14 protein-coding genes and 3 pseudogenes are annotated in these 15,417 nt (G+C 59.4%); 11 read left to right on the forward strand and 6 right to left on the reverse strand.

Features of this window, described 5'->3' with window-relative positions; translation table 11 throughout:
* Nucleotides 1–75 precede the first annotated feature (75 nt).
* Both ACO07Z_RS08845 and ACO07Z_RS08850 read left to right on the forward strand, forming a co-directional pair.
* On the forward strand, nt 76–1,260 hold the full coding sequence (locus ACO07Z_RS08845) for a tyrosine-type recombinase/integrase (protein WP_421698380.1): 1,185 nt from the start codon (nt 76–78) through the stop codon (nt 1,258–1,260).
* The gene (locus ACO07Z_RS08850; RefSeq protein WP_421698381.1) at nt 1,257–2,243 is read left to right on the forward strand and encodes a hypothetical protein; all 987 of its coding nucleotides are present in this window, start codon (nt 1,257–1,259) and stop codon (nt 2,241–2,243) included. The genes ACO07Z_RS08845 and ACO07Z_RS08850 overlap by 4 nt, the downstream gene beginning before the upstream one ends.
* On the opposite strand, the pseudogene ACO07Z_RS08855 reads toward ACO07Z_RS08850, so the two are convergent.
* Both ACO07Z_RS08855 and ACO07Z_RS08860 read right to left on the reverse strand, forming a co-directional pair.
* A pseudogene (locus tag ACO07Z_RS08855) lies at nt 2,221–2,328 on the reverse strand (IS5/IS1182 family transposase); the annotation flags it as partial. The gene ACO07Z_RS08850 and the pseudogene ACO07Z_RS08855 sit on opposite strands and share 23 nt — an antisense overlap.
* A pseudogene (locus ACO07Z_RS08860) lies at nt 2,327–2,773 on the reverse strand (DDE-type integrase/transposase/recombinase); the annotation flags it as partial. The pseudogenes ACO07Z_RS08855 and ACO07Z_RS08860, both read right to left, overlap by 2 nt.
* A 23-nt stretch (nt 2,774–2,796) precedes the next feature.
* On the opposite strand from ACO07Z_RS08860, the pseudogene ACO07Z_RS08865 reads away from it, so the two are divergent.
* The 4 genes and pseudogenes from ACO07Z_RS08865 to ACO07Z_RS08880 form a co-directional block, all read left to right on the forward strand.
* Nucleotides 2,797–3,442, forward strand: a pseudogene (locus tag ACO07Z_RS08865) (IS5 family transposase); the annotation flags it as partial.
* Between the two features lie 119 nt (nt 3,443–3,561).
* On the forward strand, nt 3,562–3,882 hold the full coding sequence (locus ACO07Z_RS08870) for a helix-turn-helix transcriptional regulator (RefSeq protein ID WP_421698382.1): 321 nt from the start codon (nt 3,562–3,564) through the stop codon (nt 3,880–3,882).
* A 400-nt stretch (nt 3,883–4,282) separates the two neighbouring features.
* A complete protein-coding gene (locus ACO07Z_RS08875) occupies nt 4,283–5,194 on the forward strand; it encodes a hypothetical protein (RefSeq protein WP_421698383.1) in 912 nt (303 codons plus the stop codon).
* Nucleotides 5,195–5,551: 357 nt separating this feature from the next.
* Nucleotides 5,552–6,349, forward strand: coding sequence for a hypothetical protein (locus ACO07Z_RS08880; protein WP_421698384.1), 798 nt, complete (start codon nt 5,552–5,554; stop codon nt 6,347–6,349).
* Nucleotides 6,350–6,476: 127 nt separating this feature from the next.
* On the opposite strand, the gene ACO07Z_RS08885 is transcribed toward ACO07Z_RS08880, so the two are convergent.
* From ACO07Z_RS08885 to ACO07Z_RS08895, 3 genes are all read right to left on the reverse strand, one after another.
* On the reverse strand, nt 6,477–7,013 hold the full coding sequence (locus ACO07Z_RS08885) for a hypothetical protein (protein WP_421698385.1): 537 nt from the start codon (nt 7,011–7,013) through the stop codon (nt 6,477–6,479).
* A 149-nt stretch (nt 7,014–7,162) separates the two neighbouring features.
* Nucleotides 7,163–7,504, reverse strand: a complete 342-nt coding sequence (locus ACO07Z_RS08890; protein WP_421698386.1) for a hypothetical protein — start codon at nt 7,502–7,504, stop codon at nt 7,163–7,165.
* An 11-nt stretch (nt 7,505–7,515) separates the two neighbouring features.
* Complete coding sequence (locus ACO07Z_RS08895; protein ID WP_421698387.1) at nt 7,516–7,935, reverse strand: hypothetical protein; 420 nt, start codon at nt 7,933–7,935, stop codon at nt 7,516–7,518.
* Nucleotides 7,936–8,140: 205 nt separating this feature from the next.
* Between ACO07Z_RS08895 and ACO07Z_RS08900 the strand changes: the two genes are divergently transcribed.
* The 5 genes from ACO07Z_RS08900 (at nt 8,141) to ACO07Z_RS08920 (ending at nt 12,658) form a co-directional block, all read left to right on the forward strand.
* Nucleotides 8,141–8,449: a helix-turn-helix domain-containing protein gene (locus ACO07Z_RS08900; RefSeq protein WP_421698388.1), complete on the forward strand. Its 309-nt coding sequence runs from the start codon at nt 8,141–8,143 to the stop codon at nt 8,447–8,449.
* Between the two features lie 236 nt (nt 8,450–8,685).
* Nucleotides 8,686–9,291 (forward strand): hypothetical protein, encoded by a 606-nt coding sequence (locus ACO07Z_RS08905; RefSeq protein WP_421698389.1) that lies wholly within the window; start codon nt 8,686–8,688, stop codon nt 9,289–9,291.
* Nucleotides 9,292–9,423: 132 nt separating this feature from the next.
* The gene (locus tag ACO07Z_RS08910) at nt 9,424–10,020 is read left to right on the forward strand and encodes a recombinase family protein (protein WP_421698390.1); all 597 of its coding nucleotides are present in this window, start codon (nt 9,424–9,426) and stop codon (nt 10,018–10,020) included.
* Nucleotides 10,017–10,355: a DUF3768 domain-containing protein gene (locus tag ACO07Z_RS08915; RefSeq protein ID WP_421698391.1), complete on the forward strand. Its 339-nt coding sequence runs from the start codon at nt 10,017–10,019 to the stop codon at nt 10,353–10,355. Before ACO07Z_RS08910 ends, ACO07Z_RS08915 begins: the two co-directional genes overlap by 4 nt.
* Nucleotides 10,356–10,717: 362 nt before the next feature.
* A complete protein-coding gene (locus ACO07Z_RS08920) occupies nt 10,718–12,658 on the forward strand; it encodes an ATP-binding protein (RefSeq protein WP_421698392.1) in 1,941 nt (646 codons plus the stop codon).
* 130 nt (nt 12,659–12,788) lie between these two features.
* Here ACO07Z_RS08920 and ACO07Z_RS08925 read toward each other — a convergent pair whose 3' ends face one another.
* On the reverse strand, nt 12,789–15,014 hold the full coding sequence (locus ACO07Z_RS08925; protein WP_421698393.1) for a hypothetical protein: 2,226 nt from the start codon (nt 15,012–15,014) through the stop codon (nt 12,789–12,791).
* Nucleotides 15,015–15,417: the final 403 nt, after the last annotated feature.

Here is a 15,417-nt window from a genome sequence, read left to right on the forward strand (position 1 = left end):
CCAATAAAATTGTTGGTATGGTTGTTGGTATCGATTTGGCGGGGTGTTGGTATCGCCCCGAGGTCGGGTGCCGCGATGCCGCTTTCAGATGCCGCCTGCCGGGGCGCCAAGCCGGCCGATTCACTGAAAAAGCTGTCGGATGGCGGTGGTCTGCAGCTGTGGGTGCAGCCCTCCGGCGCGAAACTATGGCGACTGGCCTATCGCTTTGGCGGCAAGCAGAAGCTGCTCGCCATCGGCCCCTATCCACTGGTGTCGCTGAGCGATGCCCGGCAGACTCGGGACGAGGCCAAGAGGGCGCTTCTGGCGGGTCAGGACCCGTCAGAGGTTAAGCGGGCAACGATCGCGGCGGCCAAGGCAGGGCCGACCTTCAAGGACATTGCGGAGGAGTACCTCGCCAAGCAGCAGCGGGCGAAGCGAGCGGAGCGTACCCTTGAGAAGTTAGAGTGGCTTCTCGGCTTGGCATACCCCGAGCTCGGCAGGCGTCCTTTGGACTCGATCAAGGCGGCCGACATATTTCCAGTTCTTCACGAGGTGGAGTTGCGCGGCAATCATGAGACAGCAAGGCGGCTGCGCTCCACCATTGGTGCCGTGTTTCGCTACGCGATTTCCACGGGTCGCGGCGAAGCCGACCCGACGATGGCGCTGAAGGGCTCCCTGGCTGCACCGACCGTCACGCCACGGGCCGCCGTCACTGAGCCCAAGAAGCTGGGCGGCTTGCTGAGGGCCATCGACGGATTTGACGGACAGCCAACGACCCACGCAGCCTTGAAGCTGATGGCAGTCCTTTTCCCGCGCCCCGGCGAACTGCGCGCGGCAGAGTGGGCGGAGTTCGATTTCGAAAAGGCCGAGTGGACCATTCCTGCCTCCCGGGCGAAGATGCGTCGACCGCACCGCATGCCGCTGCCGCCTCAGGCGATCACGATCCTCGAAGACCTGCGCCGCTTCACCGGCCGCGGCACCCTGCTCTTCCCTTCGGTGCGGACCGTTTTGCGCCCGATTTCCGAGAACACGCTGAACGCGGCGCTGCGCCGTCTTGGCTATGCTCAGGACGAGGTCACCTCCCATGGCTTCCGCGCCACCGCCTCCACACTGCTGAACGAATGCGGCCTCTGGCATGCTGACGCGATCGAGCGGCAGCTCGCCCATGTCGAGGGCAATGCGGTCCGCCGCGCCTATGCGCGTGGTGAGCACTGGGACGAGCGGGTCCGAATGATGGCGTGGTGGGCCGATTATCTAGATGGTTTGAGGCGGACGAAATGAAGAAGGCCTCGGATTCCAAGATTGCTGAACTGGGTGAAATCTACGGAAATTTAGTAGAAAGGCTGAACGAAGAGCCACTGACGTGGCCGGATTTCCCGCGCGGATCCTTCAAGGAGTCTGCATGGGATACATTCGATCCAGTTCAGGCGGCGAGCATATTATTGTCAGAGCGCGAGAGTTTCGCCGGCCATAAAAGGGTTTTGTTTTCAGCGTACTGTGCTTGGTCCGTTTCTCCAATGTACAGAAAAACGATTAGAACAGCGATATCATTGGCAATTATCGATCATATCGCGGCTGCTGAAACTATGGCGCAGAAGATGTACGGAGACGTTGGGCTTCTAGCCGACATGGCGGCTCGCTTTAATCATTTGGGTCACCATTTTTTGTACGAAATTTATTTTCCAATCGGAGGAATCCGGGCCGCATCACAGACATCGTCCCGCACGACACTTAAGAAGTGGCTTAATGAACATAGAATCGAAATTAAGTATCTTTGTATAATTCTCAATATGCGTCGATTTGGTAATGAATTCATGAAGGATAAATCACGTTTCATAAAGGTTAGCAATCATAACTCCATGAAATATGCTCAATTGATGACTAATGAATTGCCAGATTTTGGAAGTTCAAAGATGTATGAAGCATGGAAGAAAAGAAAGAGTTCTATAGCAATTCCGTATGCTGCGTCGTATGTAACTCTTCCGGATGGAAGCTCGTTACTAGACGTAATATTGGGTGGACGTATTTCATATTCTAAGCACTCCAAATATTTTCAGGAATGGATGGCTAAAGCGATATCCGCGTCAGTCGATGTGATTGGACGAATCGTCGATGCCGAAGTTGGTGCAGCGAACCTCAGCCAGCTTCCTAAGGTGAAAGGCTCACCTCTTGGTGAAATTCCATTCACTCCCCAGCAACAAAATTATCTAATCCAAAAATATTCCGTTAGTTGTGGTCATTCTAGGCGCCGTGGACAAATTTGAGCCAGTATCTAGCGGTGGCGATATGGACCATGCCTAGGAAGCTGTTGACAAGTTGATCATAGCGGGTAGTGATGGCGCGGTTGAGCGAGCAACCAGTCCCGGACATGGCGTCGCAGGTCGTCAATCGAGGCGTAGTGGAAGGCGCGCACGGTCGCGTCCTTGATGGTGCGAACCATCCGTTCGGCCTGTCCATTGGTCCAAGGGTGATACGGCTTGGTGAGCCTGTGCTCAATATGGTGTTCGGCACAGACCCTTCCGAAGACGTGGGCGCCGGAGCCACTTTCAGCTCTTTTGTCGTGGTGGACGAACTGAACGCCGTTATCGGTCAGCACCGTGCGGATCTTGTAGGGGGCCGCCATGAGCAGAGCCTTGAGGAAACCCGCCGCGACCAACTTCGTCGCCTTCCGGTAGATCCTGGCGAAGACCAGCTTGGATGTGCGGTCGACGGCCACGAACAGATAGGCCTTGCCGCCCTCGTAGCGCAGCTCGGCGATGTCGAGGTGGAAGTAGCCGATCTCGTAGGCTTTGAACATTACACTGTGGGACTAAACATTCGGGCGCGCCGCGGCGCGACCTGCCCGAGCGCTACGGCCCGCGTACCACCTGCTACAACCGCTTCGTGGGATGGCGGAAGGCGGGTGCCTGGGACCGGGTGATGGACGCCATTACCGCCGCTCACGACGGTGACATCCAGATTATCGACAGCACCCCTGTCCGAGCGCACCAGTAGGCAGCGACGGCCAAAAGGGGGGCAGGATCACCGTCTCGGTCGATCACGCGGCGGGCCCACGACCAAGATCCACGTTGTCGTCGACACGCAGGGTCTCCCGATCCGGCTCGGCCTAACCGCCGGGCAGACGCACGCTGGGCAGATCGCCGACGCGCTGCTCGCCCATCTCGGCCCACGCACCATTGTGCTGGCGGACATGGCTTATGATGCCGCTCGCATCCGCGAACTGATCCAAGAACTGGGCGCCACTCCCAACATCCCGCCGAAGGGCAAGCCGCGCTGGAAACCCCACTTCAGCAAGCGCCTCTACCGCGAGCGCAACCTGATCGAGAGGTTCTTCTCCAACCTGAAGCGCTTCCGCCGCATCGCCACCCGCTACGATAAGCTCGCCACCAACTTCCTCGCCATGGTCCAGCTCGCCTCAATGCGGCTGTGGGTCCGGGCTTATGAGCCTACGGCCCAGATCTGACAAGGTGTCCACCTAGAAATGGACACGTGTCCGCGCGAGGGTGGACACCTAATGTCCCGGGATTTTTCCCGATATATTCTTCCACGGCCAAATATTTAACTCGGCTTTAGGGAGATAACATGAAAGAATCGATGGATTTTGGGCCGATTTCCAGCAATTATGCTGCCTCATCTCGCAAAGCGCAGGTGTTGCCACAGGACCAATCAATCGCTCTCAAGCGGCTTGCGACTGCTGGCATGATCGAGGGCTCTGAGTCACGGCTGCAAGAAGGCTTGATTCGCCCCCGCGAGCTTGCCGCAACCCTTGGCATCAGTAGGTCGACACTTTTCGCGTGGACCGCTGCCGGTCGAGTTCCGCCTGGCATCAAGCTCAGTAGGTCCGTGCGCGTCTGGCCGCGCGCGGACCTGCCGGACATCGTTGCCGCACTCGCTCAGGAGTGAGGCAATGCCTGACGACGACACTAGGTAGACCTGCCTTCGGTTGTCGACGGGGGCGCCTTGTTCCATCAAATAGCCTGCGGTGCGGCACTCGTGCCGCACCGCAGGCGCCGATGCGTAAGCGAGCCCGTCTCGTTCCCCTGTCATGGGACATTGGATTGGTCGCTGGCCCCGCACCCCTCGATCTTCGCATGTCTGTGTAGGCGAAGAGCAAGATCGACGTTCTCTACGCCAGCATCAACACGACCATGGGCTCCGGCGGCTCGTAACGCCGGGGCCCTCATCACCTCCGAAGACCCGCCTGATTCCTGGCGGCTCCTTCACCTCTTAACCCCGACGGAAATCGTCTAAGCCCTTATCCGGGCTGCGACTTTATTTCTGAAGTTCATAAAGTTGGATGATCATGGACCCTTCAACCGATAACCGCCTTCAGGCGGCGATCAGAAATATCGCCAACGACCCCATCAATGTGATCCGCACCGCTCAGGATGCCTACCAGCGTGCTGCCTGTGGCTTCCGCGAGCGCCAACGCGAGATACTCGCCAGCGCGTACACCTTCGCAATGTACGTCCGCGACAAGCCCGAGTTGATCGCGAACTTCTATGCCGAGCCGTTCTTCAACCAAAAGAAGCGCCGCCCGAAAGACAAGGCGATTCTACGAATGGCGATTTGCTTTGCGCTAGGTAGCTTGAGTGGACCTGAGTACCGTCGTGCGATGGCGCTCGCCTATGTGTTGCAGCCCGACTTTGATAAGCACCGTACGCCCAAGGACGTGGCAGAGGACTTGCGGACCCTCGGGATTTTTAAGCTGAGGGCACGCCGGCTCCCCAACGAGAGCAAGGCTGGGCCCGCTCGCCCCCTCGATGAGATCGATAATGGGGAACTGCTCAAGGGCATCGATCCCGCAGAAATCGATCGGTACGACGACTTCCATGAGGCCGAAGACCCGTCCGGCGAAGAGGAGGAGCAGGAGGAGCAGGAAGACGAGGACGAGAAGGAGTGCGACGAAGAGCAGGTCTACGAAGACGAGTTCGACGAAGTGAAGGAGCCGGCCGGCCACAGCCGCGAAAAGCGCTCCAAGCTGCGGAAGCGCACCAAGAAGCAGCAAGCGGTCTATGACCTTCTGTCGGCTGTGAACGACGTGTTGGATGGCTGGGATGGCTCGCCGGTCCTCCTGCTCGAGGCTGGACAACACATCAACTTCGCGAGCCCGCTGGAACCCCAGCTCGGGCGTAGCGGGACCATTCGGTATGTTCGCAAGCGCCTGCCCGGCGAGTTCGTTCACATGCGAATCGAGAATCTGGAGCCGGACTAATAGCTCTGGTCAATGGCATTAGGCCCGCTGCAACAATGCCCTTGCCGCCAACCCGCGGCAAGGGCGAAAGATACAGGCAGACGATGACCACGCGTCATACCCCTTGTTACACACTTCACCTCGCACATGGGCCCAACGAAGCCTGTAAATCACCCTTCGTAGGCAACTGAACCCCTTTAAACCAAACCTAGTTGAAACATGACTACTAACGTTAAGCCCAAAGCGGCGAGGCGAACGCGCTTTCGTACCCATAAGGATTTCGAGAAAGCGCACAAGCAAGCCAGCGACGCCGTCAGGAACTACCTGCACTGCCCTCGTAAGAACCGGCAGACCCTTAAGCCTCATGAGGTCCGCGAAATGGCGCCGCAGGCGTGGCGCTACTGGTTGGCCAACAACGCCATCTCCCGCACCGCTTTCATGGAGATCATTGAGCGGCGGTTTGGCGAAACGGTGGAGAGCGAGCTGCCTGAAAATGCCGAGTTGGCCATGGTGACGCTCACCCCCCGTCAGTCGGCGGTGCCGATCGGGGAGGCCGAGACCTACGACACAGCGGCCTTGGCAAGCTGGACCCGCCGTACCCTCCACGGGTTCAACTTCATCGGGATGATAGAGGCCGGGTTGTTCGGAAACTACCGCATGGGCGCAGACGGCAAACCGGAGCGCGTAGTGCATTTCCACGTGCACTGCATTGTCTGGGGATTTCGTCGCCCAGACCTCACCCGGTTGAAGCAGCGCATCAACACGGAGGAGGAGGCGCTCTACACTGGCGGCAAACCGATGCATATCCGCCACCTCCAGCGGAAGCACTGGCAGGAGGACCTTCGATATCCGTTCAAGGGCCAGCTGACAGACTATCGACTCAGTCAGGTCACGGTGGCGGAGTTGATCGAGCGCACCGGAAAGGTCGCCAACACGCCCATCTGGTCCTTCCGTCAATACGCCTATCCCATGCGGCCGAGCGAGATGGTGCGGATGGTGCGGGTGATGGCGAGCCGCACGCTCGACAAACTGATCGTTGCCGGCGGCCATGAGGGTAACGCCCTCTGCACGGCGATACGCCGCGAGGCGTTGTTGAAGGTTCCGCTCAAGCACCGTGAGGAGGAGGACGAGCTCTTCCTGGACCGTACCGATCCCGACGATAAGGATGCTGACTAGAACCCCGCGTCACCGAGACTGTGACGCGGGCCCACTCGGGTAGGGGCTGGTCGTGAGACATGCCGGCCCCTACCTCCTTTTGATCACCCAGCTTCGCGATGGCCTTCTGGCTAGGCAGTGCCCCCAGTTACTTCCTCACCGGTCCCAGCCCCGGCGCGAGGGTGCGGATGTCGCGGCCGCTGTCGAGCCGCATGCAAAGCTGGACCGTCTTCGTCACCCAGCAGGCCCCGTCCTGCTCATTGAAGTCGTCGCCACCGATAAGTCCGAGATTCTGGTCGATGTTGTCCGACCCGGGCATGGCGTTCCAGGCGAGATATTGCTCGCGGCGCTTTTGCCGGCCCTGTCCGTCGTAGTGGCTGGTGAGGCGGAAGGCGTAGGAGAGGTCGTACTGGCCCGGGTCGCCGTCGAACATGTAGAAGTCTCCTACGCCCTTGCGCCCTCTCTCGTCGGTGGTGAGGACGCAGGCTTGGTCGTCGGCGATGATCCTCATGCGAGACTGGCCCGGTGCGACGACGGCGGAGAAGGTGCAGAAGCCCTTGATCATCATCTGCCCCTGTTGAAACCCGATCTCCTTGTCGGTGGCGGGGACGCCTGGAGTCTGTGCCTGCAGCGGCAGGGTGGCGAGCAACAGCGCGATAGCGGCGCCTGTGGCGGGTTTGGCCATGGTCAATCCTGGGGGTGCAATATGTGAGAGGGCCGGCGCAGTCGCGCGTCCGCCTCAGCCGGAAGTCCGGGGCGGCGGTTTGGCGGATGGCGTCATGGTGTGTGGCAGACACCCGCCACACACGAGGCGCGGCGGGCCGTGGTCGGCGTTCAGCTCTTCTCGCCGGCCTTCTTCTTCAGTTCCCGGCTGCCGAGGAAGGACAGCACGGTGAGCCCCAGCGCCACGAAGCCCCACACTTTGAGGTCCGGGAACTCGGCGGCGAAGCCGAAGGCGAGAAGGGCGGCAAAGGCGAAGATGCCGGCCGACAGTTTCGGGAAGCCCATGACGAAGGCAGCACCGAAGGCAAAGAGCAGTGCGACCAGCAGCCCAACGGCGCCGGCGGCAGAAACGGTCTCCTTGCTGGCGAGGCTGCCGCCCATGGTGACGGCACAGGATTGCAGCCCGACGACCAGCGTGAGGCACAGGGCGATGATGAGGACGGCGATGCGCATGGCGTGGCTCCTCACTTCACCCGACCATGACCGCTGCTGAGGCGATCCAGATCTTCCATGCCCTGCGCTGTCGGACCGAAAATCATCAGCCCGATGGCAAGAAGGTAGCCGACGTTGGTGGCGACGACGTCGCAGAGCCTTTGCTCGTCCGCCTTCGCGGGTTCTCGGCCCTGTCCGATGATGCGATCCGTATTGACGCTCATTCCGATCATGGGCGCTGCTTCCTCGCGCAGGCCCCGCCAGATGAAGCCGTTCTGCCGTTCAAAATGGGCATTCACCCGCTGGACGATCTCGCCAACTCCGGGGGCGTAATAGCAGGTGGCCTTGCTTTGCTCGTAGGCTTCCACCGCGCCAGCGGCCTGTTGAAGGCTGCGCAGATCGACGGCTGAAGCTGGCAGCGTCGAGAGGCCAAGCAGGGCGCCCGCGACCATGGCGAAGATACGTCCAGCTCGGGGGCTGCCTGCCCCGGTAGTCTTACGATGTAGTTCCATATTACCTCCGACTGGTCGGCTGTCCGCGTTGCCTGGATTGATCGTTGAGCGAGTGATCGGGGCTCCTTTTGAGCGCGCGATGCCCTTCGGAGCCGAGTGCGCAGCGGCGGCGACGCCAATAACTCGATAACCTTGAGCATACTCAATGGTAATCGATACGGCAAATTGGTCGCTTGCGGCCATGGATGGCCGAAAGCGCGTTGCCTGGAATCTCAGGCGGATAAGGGTTGAGCGTGGTCTCTCGCAGGAGAGGCTTGCGATCGACGCTGGCGTCGACCCCAGCTATGTCAGCCAGATTGAAACCGAGACCTACAACCCGACTGTGGGCGTGCTGGACAAGTTGTCCGCCGCGCTGGGAGTTGATGTCGGCGAGCTACTGTTGCTCCCGCCCGATGGCACCCCGCCGCCTCCTTTGCGACGTGGCCGCAAGTCATCGCGTAGCGCGGCCGGCTAGGTATTCACACCGGCATAGCCATCAAGGCGACACAGAATACTGTCGAGCCAAAAGCCCTTTTAGCGCCGGGCTTTGTCGGCTGTTCGCATGAGCCAGAAATGCAGACCGCAACCCCATGTCCTTGAAAAACAACTATAGATTGTAGTATGGTGGTGCCGCCACAGCCGGCCATGCGCCGGCATTTGCACCCACCTCCAAGGGCCCTTCGGGGCCCTTCTGCATTTCAGGAGCACGTCATGCCCAAACCTAGCCTTGCCGTCGTTTCCAAGAACGCGCCCCCGCCCGCCACGCGCACCGCCGCCCTCGTGCTGTTCGGCCGCGATGAGGCGGGAAAGCCGCACGCGGCCTCCTTCGCCACCACGGAGAGCGAGCGTGCGCAAGCCGCCGCTGCCGCCATGGGGCTGCGCCATGCCCCGGTGAATGGGGAGGCGGTCGCGAAGCTCGCCCGCCTGCTGCCCATCGGCCGGCTGTTTCCCAGCGGAAAAGCCTTCGTGCCCTTCGTCAAGGCGACGCTCTATGGCGAGCTGCTTGCCGCGCTCGGCGAAAAGGATGAGGAACAGGACGGCGGGGATGCCGAGGCCGAGCATGAGAAACTCGCCCCGGCGCTGTATGACTTCTCGGCCTATCGCCTGCCGCCGGGCTGGGGTGAGATCGGGCCGGGCCACCTCGTCCTCGCCACTGTCGGCCCGCAGGAGGGCTGGTATGAGGCGCTGATCACCGAGGTGAAGGATGATGGTGGGCTGTTCGTGCTGTCATGGCGCGACTGGCCCGAGGAGCCGCCCTTCCTGCGCCGCACCCATCAGCTGGCGCTGCTGCCGGTCATCGCCGCCGCCGCGGTCTGACCCGCCAAGCCGCTGGGGGCGGCGCTGGCGCCTGTCGGCTTTGTCGAGGGCGCCAATGAACCTTGCCGGCGCGGTTCCGCCGCCAGCGCCGCCCCTACGGCCTCACCTCATTGCCGTTCAGGGAAAACTCTCATGCTCGTGGGCTATATGCGTGTATCGAGCGCGGACGACCGCCAATCGGTGGACCTCCAGCGCGACGCTCTGATCGCCGCCGGCGTCGATGAACGCCATCTCCATCACGACAAGGCGTCGGGAGCCAAGGACGATCGGCACGGCCTGATGCGCTGCCTCGATGACCTGCGCGCCGGGGACTGTCTCGTCGTCTGGAAGCTGGATCGGCTCGGCCGCTCGCTCATTCATCTTTTGACGCTGGTCGAGGATTTGAAGAAGCGCGGCGTCGCCTTCCGCTCGCTCACCGAGCAGATGGACACCACCACCCCGCATGGGGAGCTTCTATTCTCGATCTTCGGCGCCCTCGCGCAGTTCGAGCGTGCCCTAACGAGGGAGCGCGTCATGGCCGGGCTCGCTGCCGCCAAGCGCCGGGGACGGCGCGGCGGGCGCCCCCAGGCCATCGATGACGAGAAGCTGCAGCAGATCATCGCCGCGCTGGAATCGGGGGCCTCCAAGGCCAGCGTTTGCCGCGCCTTCGGCGTCGCGCGCTCGACACTCGGCGGGGCGCTAGGGCGCAGCCGCTACCAGACTTCCCTGGACATGGGGGCACACTCATGAGCACCGCCCCGCGATTCGCCACTATCGCCCAGCTGAACGATGAACTGCGCCGGACCTTCGCCACCGGCGACGTCATGCTCACCGCCGGCATTCGCACCCTACCGCCCGCGCAGCTGCCCGCCGTGCTTGCCCGCGTCCGCCACCATAACGACTTCACGCCGGACAACGATCCCTACGGCGAGCGGGACTTCGGTGCCGTCGCCTTGGAGGGCCTCGGCCGCATTTTCTGGAAGATCGACTATTACGACCCGACCCTGACTTTCGGCAGCGAAGACCCCGCCGATCCCACCCGCACCCGCCGCGTCCTCACCATCATGCTCGCCGAGGAGTATTGAGGGGATAAGGGGGGACCGCACAACAAGGTGAGTTCGCCGCGATCGCAACGAATGGTCGGTATGGGGCCGACAGCTGACTATCCGCTTCTGGTCGAGAAACTGAGAAAGCCGACGGTCAAGGTCCGATCCCATCTACGCCGCCGCTAATGCAAATTAGGCGGCAACCGCGCCTTCTACCGCTTCTTGGATGACTTCATCCAGATGCCCGAGCGCGAGCGGTTCATGGGCACGGAAACCAGCACGGCACCTTCACCGCCGCGAGCGGCCGCCGCCTAGGCGGCTTCTTTACCCTTGACCCTCAGTCACGCTTCGTCGCTAATGAACGCACAGCGCGAGTAATACTTCGCGGCAGGGAGGTGGTTGTGAGAATTAAGGCTCTGATACTTGAAAACTTTAGGTCCTATAAGGAGCGAGCCACAATTCCCTTTGCACAGTTGACCGGCTTCATTGGACGCAACGATGCTGGGAAATCGACCGTTCTCGAAGCACTAGATATATTTTTTGAAGGCGGTGTAGCGAAAATTGAGCCAGCCGATGCGAGCAAAGGGGGAAATGCGCGAAACGTGCGCATCGGCGTCGTTTTTGATGATTTGCCCAATCATCTCATTCTCGACTCGAATGCGTTGACGACCCTCCAAGCCGAACACCTGCTTAACGCTGATGGCGACCTCGAAGTGCACAAGGTTTTCAATTGCGGAAATCAGACGCCAAAGGCCGTGATTTCCGCTCAAGCGGTCCACCCCACAACGCCCGAGGCCGCAGACATTCTACAAAAGAACCAGCGTGATCTCCGAACGATCATTCGTGACCGGGGCCTTGAGAACAATTGCAGCCAGGCCGAAAACCCCTCGATGCGGCAGGCGATCTATCAATCCATCGGTGGCTTGAACCTCCAGCTTCGTGACGTTCCGCTGAACGAGGAAAACGGCAAAACGATATGGTCGTCCTTACAAGCCTACATGCCTATATTCGCACTATTTCAATCGGACCGGCAGAGCAGCGATCAGGACGCTGAGGTCCAGAATCCGATGAAGATCGCTATCGAGCAGGCTTTGGAAACTCTTGAGCCCCAGCTCGATCAGATTACTGCTGAAGTCCATCGGAAGGCTCAGGAGACGGCCCAACGGACGCTTGAAAAGCTGCGAGAGACCTATCCCGAAATTGCATCGACACTGGAACCAAAATTCAAAAAGCCCTCTTGGAAGAACATCTTCAAGCTCGACCTCGAGGCTGATGATGGCATTCCACTTAACAAGAGGGGCTCTGGCGTCCGCCGTCTTGTGCTCTTGAGCTTCTTTCAGGCCGAAGCCGAAAAGCGACGCACCGAAGCACAAGCCGGAAATGCACCGCGCAGAAGGGTTGTCTATGCGATCGAAGAGCCTGAGACATCGCAGCATCCTGACAACCAAGAGCAGATCATCGGCGCCGTGAAAGCCCTAGCCGCGGCGGGCGATCAGGTTGTGCTGACGACGCACGTTCCGGCGCTTGCCGCCCTTATCCCCCTCGAAAGTCTCCGCTTCGTTGATCGTGACCCGGCGACCGGCGCTGTTCGCGTGCGCAGTGGATCGCAGGGCGATGGAGTGTACGCCGAAATCGCGGACGCTCTCGGTGTTCTCCCTGATCCGCTTGCCAAACAGGGCATTAAGGTAGCGGTCCTTGTAGAGGGAAAGACCGACATCGACGCAATCAGGTCTATGATGCAGGTCTTGGTAGCTGCCGGGGAAATTGCTCCGATCGACGAGCGTTACATCTTCTGGACAATCGGCGGAGGAGACAACACGCTGAAGGACTGGGTCGAGCGGCGCTATCTGGATAAGCTGAACGTCCCGCAGGTTATGCTTCAAGATTCGGATCGCACGAGCGCGGCGCTTCCGATCAAGGCGGAGAAGACTACATGGCTACAGGACATGCAGGCAAGGCCGCACACGACGGCATTCCTCACAAGAAAACGCAGTATGGACAACTACTTCCATCCTGACGCACTCACACGACTTACGAATAACCTCCTTAGTCTGCCTGCCGGAATCGACCTTGATTTCGTGAAGATGGCCGATGAGTTATCCATGCACCTGACCGCCGCTCGACAGAACGCAAGGCAGACTGGTTTCAACTACCAGCCCGACGACCATAACGGCGATCGGATCAGTAAGACAAATCCGGGGGCATGTAAGACCATCATCTGTGCGCACGTCATGCGGCACATGACTGCCGAAGAAATAAGGCAGCGCGCCAGCTATCAGAACGGTGCGGATACAAAGCACGAGGTCATGGAGTGGATCGCGGCCATTCAAGCGCATCTGTGAACATGACTAGAACGCAGTGTGAACCGCCCCGGGCCATTTTAGGTGGGGGCGAGTAGGCAATAGGTCAACCGAGGCCACCACCGAAACGGTCAACGAACCACGAAAAACCCCGGCATCAAGCCAATCCGCGTTAGTCATCGACATCGCGGAAGATGCTGTCTGACAGCCCTGAGTTAGCCTTTGGGGCATCCGAGGATCCACTAGGTGAAGGGGAAGGCTCGTACTCGTCCTCCATCTGATAGACAGCGTTTTTTACCAAGCTTGCCAGCGTCAAAATAGGTGTTTGGTCGCAAACGCCGTCCACATTCAGGGCGTCGCATAGCGTGATCACAGACTCTTCAAGCCGGTGGAAATGTTCGTCTGGCGGGTATTCGGGGTCCCAAGATGACCGCAACCGTTCCACATAATCGCTGAGCCGAGGTAAAACCCTCTCACGCGCCAACCGTCGGACTTCATCCATTTCGTCGGCACGGAGAATACTTTCAAGGTCAGGATTTTCAAATAAACTGGCGTCAGCTTCATTGATCAAGTTGTCCATCACCGACCTGACGAAATTCAGACGGTGCTCCTCAAGTAGGAGGCCTTGCCGGTACAGCTTCGACAGAAGTGAAGAGTCCGCATCGTCTGTGATTGGCGAGCTGAAATGATTGAACCCACTCAGGACGTCAGGTCGTTGATTTATCAGTAGTGCGTTTACCACCTTGCTAGAGCGATACGACATGAACGTGCGAAGATTGGCGATATGCACATTCTGGATGCGCTCAACCAACAGCGTGTTGAGTGATCCAGGCACTACGAGCGAAGCTCCCTGTACAGTTTCGCCAGCGCACACGACTTCGTAGAGGATCGTCTCGGCCTTCGCGCCTCGAAGATACACCTCGATCAGCTCCGGACTTCCGGCCAAGTAGGCCGAAAAGGCGTCACTTACCGTTGGATGCTTGTAGGTCCAATAGTGACCCTGCTCATCCAGCGCGAGCAGGAGAACGCTCCCGTTTAAGGCCTCTAGCTCATTCCTTACGGAGGCTACTCTCACCCCGAACGCACTTGCGCCCGCTTCCAGCTCGGACGCGCTGACGGGCGAACGAACTTTGCCGCCGTTCAGGAACACGACTGCTATTGCAGCACGGCATTCCGGCGAGAGGCCCGTTAGGGTTTCTTTCAAAAAGTCCCGCGGGTTCGCAAAGAAGTTCGTCAGCACTTCTTCGATCGGCAGCAGATTCTTGGCAAAGAATGTCGAACCTAGCCTTCGTGCTGTTTCAGGCAAGAAATTGCTTTGTCTAGCAAGAGCGGGAAGAAAGGGCTTCACCGCGCTTCGGAATTTGGTCGGTTGGTCGCCAAATTTCAGATGATTATAGAGGATTTGAGCGCGCTCTGCGTTCGACAGCTTGTGGACGTCTATAACGACTTGGCTTTTGTTAAGAACTGGTAGTGCTGATATTTTCAGGTCTGCCTTCGCGGATCGCCAGATGTAGTCACGCGATGTGATGAGAAATCTCGTGCCGCGTCGCATGGCGCTGTGCATGAGGGGGAATACTTGGTTCCACGCCTCAGCCGTTTGCTTCTGGTATTGCTTGCTCCCCCATGCATCATCGATCCAAAAGAATTGACCTCCCGCTGGATTCAGATGGCGCTGCAAATCATCGGCCGACGTTGCTCGTACTGTGCTGCACTGCCATCGATCTGCTGCGCCTACCGCGATGCTCGCGCCGATTGTGGATTTGCCGGCTGCAGGAGCACCCAGGAGCAGTACGAGGCTATGATCGCTGATAGCTTTCACGCTTTGCCGATGTGCGTCGGTCACCACGATCCGTTGAAGATCATCCCCCATGGCGCTCAGAATCATCTGCGCCTGCTGATACGCACGGCCGTCTAGGAGATCGTGAAGATCGCCCAAGCCGTACAAGCGGGGGACCAGCATACGAAGCTTGGGCGAACTGCGAATCTGACGGTTGATCCAATCTGCACCAAAAATCCGGCACTCCTTGACGCCAGTTTCTAGGAAAGCGGTTTTTATAGCGAGGTCGCTCTCACCGGTCACATGGTGGTTTGTGATGATGATGTAGTCGTCCGCTTCACCTAGCTCGACGAGTCTTTGTGCTTTTGTCAGCTCGTCTTTGAGCAACGACAGACTCAGGTTGTTTCCTTGCTTCGACGTGAATTTGCACTGCACCGTCGACCGGCCGGGATTTGCTCCATCCCACCTTCCGATAAATGCGCCATCGCGACCGGCATCACTGGACGGCAAGAAAGTTTGAACGGGTCGCGAGAGGCAAACTTCGGCGACACTGACTGCTAGTTCCTGAAAGGCATTCCAGCCCAGCAAATGCAGGGGGTAGGGCTGCAGGGCCTCAATCACGGTAACCTTTGGAGCTGCTGTCTCATTCACCCGCTAACACTATCAGAACGGCAAATTCGCGATAAGCCGAATTGAGGCTTTCGTTTGGTTTGCCCTCTGAATTTTTGCGTTATCGAGAAGACGGGCGGCACGCCTCAGACGCAGATCGGTGAGCAGTAGTCTCTTGCCGTCGGCGTGGCATTGTTTGAATGTCCATCTGTCGTCGTAGCGCTAATGACACTCCCGGCGCAAAGGTGACGCGGTGCCCCAACATGCGAACATCCGCATTTCGGCCGCAGCCGTTGCCAGATCAATGACCGCAATGGGGGCGCTTTGCTGACAGGCGGCATCGGGGCCGGGAGCGGACCGGCCGGTTTTGGATGCCGCTGTGCAGATAGCAGCCGTTCTGCGTCCGACCAACTCA

The sequence above is a fragment of the Ancylobacter sp. genome (assembly GCF_965229075.1).
Lineage (GTDB): Bacteria > Pseudomonadota > Alphaproteobacteria > Rhizobiales > Xanthobacteraceae > Ancylobacter.

What these genes read in the sequence shown, in the direction of transcription:
- ACO07Z_RS08845 (WP_421698380.1), top strand. Translation starts at nt 76, where the DNA reads ATGCCGCTTTCAGATGCCGCCTGCCGGGGCGCCAAGCCGGCCGATTCA.
- ACO07Z_RS08850 (WP_421698381.1), top strand. Translation starts at nt 1,257, where the DNA reads ATGAAGAAGGCCTCGGATTCCAAGATTGCTGAACTGGGTGAAATCTAC.
- ACO07Z_RS08870 (WP_421698382.1), top strand. Translation starts at nt 3,562, where the DNA reads ATGAAAGAATCGATGGATTTTGGGCCGATTTCCAGCAATTATGCTGCC.
- ACO07Z_RS08875 (WP_421698383.1), top strand. Translation starts at nt 4,283, where the DNA reads ATGGACCCTTCAACCGATAACCGCCTTCAGGCGGCGATCAGAAATATC.
- ACO07Z_RS08880 (WP_421698384.1), top strand. Translation starts at nt 5,552, where the DNA reads ATGGCGCCGCAGGCGTGGCGCTACTGGTTGGCCAACAACGCCATCTCC.
- ACO07Z_RS08885 (WP_421698385.1), bottom strand. Translation starts at nt 7,013, where the DNA reads ATGGCCAAACCCGCCACAGGCGCCGCTATCGCGCTGTTGCTCGCCACC.
- ACO07Z_RS08890 (WP_421698386.1), bottom strand. Translation starts at nt 7,504, where the DNA reads ATGCGCATCGCCGTCCTCATCATCGCCCTGTGCCTCACGCTGGTCGTC.
- ACO07Z_RS08895 (WP_421698387.1), bottom strand. Translation starts at nt 7,935, where the DNA reads ATGGTCGCGGGCGCCCTGCTTGGCCTCTCGACGCTGCCAGCTTCAGCC.
- ACO07Z_RS08900 (WP_421698388.1), top strand. Translation starts at nt 8,141, where the DNA reads ATGGTAATCGATACGGCAAATTGGTCGCTTGCGGCCATGGATGGCCGA.
- ACO07Z_RS08905 (WP_421698389.1), top strand. Translation starts at nt 8,686, where the DNA reads ATGCCCAAACCTAGCCTTGCCGTCGTTTCCAAGAACGCGCCCCCGCCC.
- ACO07Z_RS08910 (WP_421698390.1), top strand. Translation starts at nt 9,424, where the DNA reads ATGCTCGTGGGCTATATGCGTGTATCGAGCGCGGACGACCGCCAATCG.
- ACO07Z_RS08915 (WP_421698391.1), top strand. Translation starts at nt 10,017, where the DNA reads ATGAGCACCGCCCCGCGATTCGCCACTATCGCCCAGCTGAACGATGAA.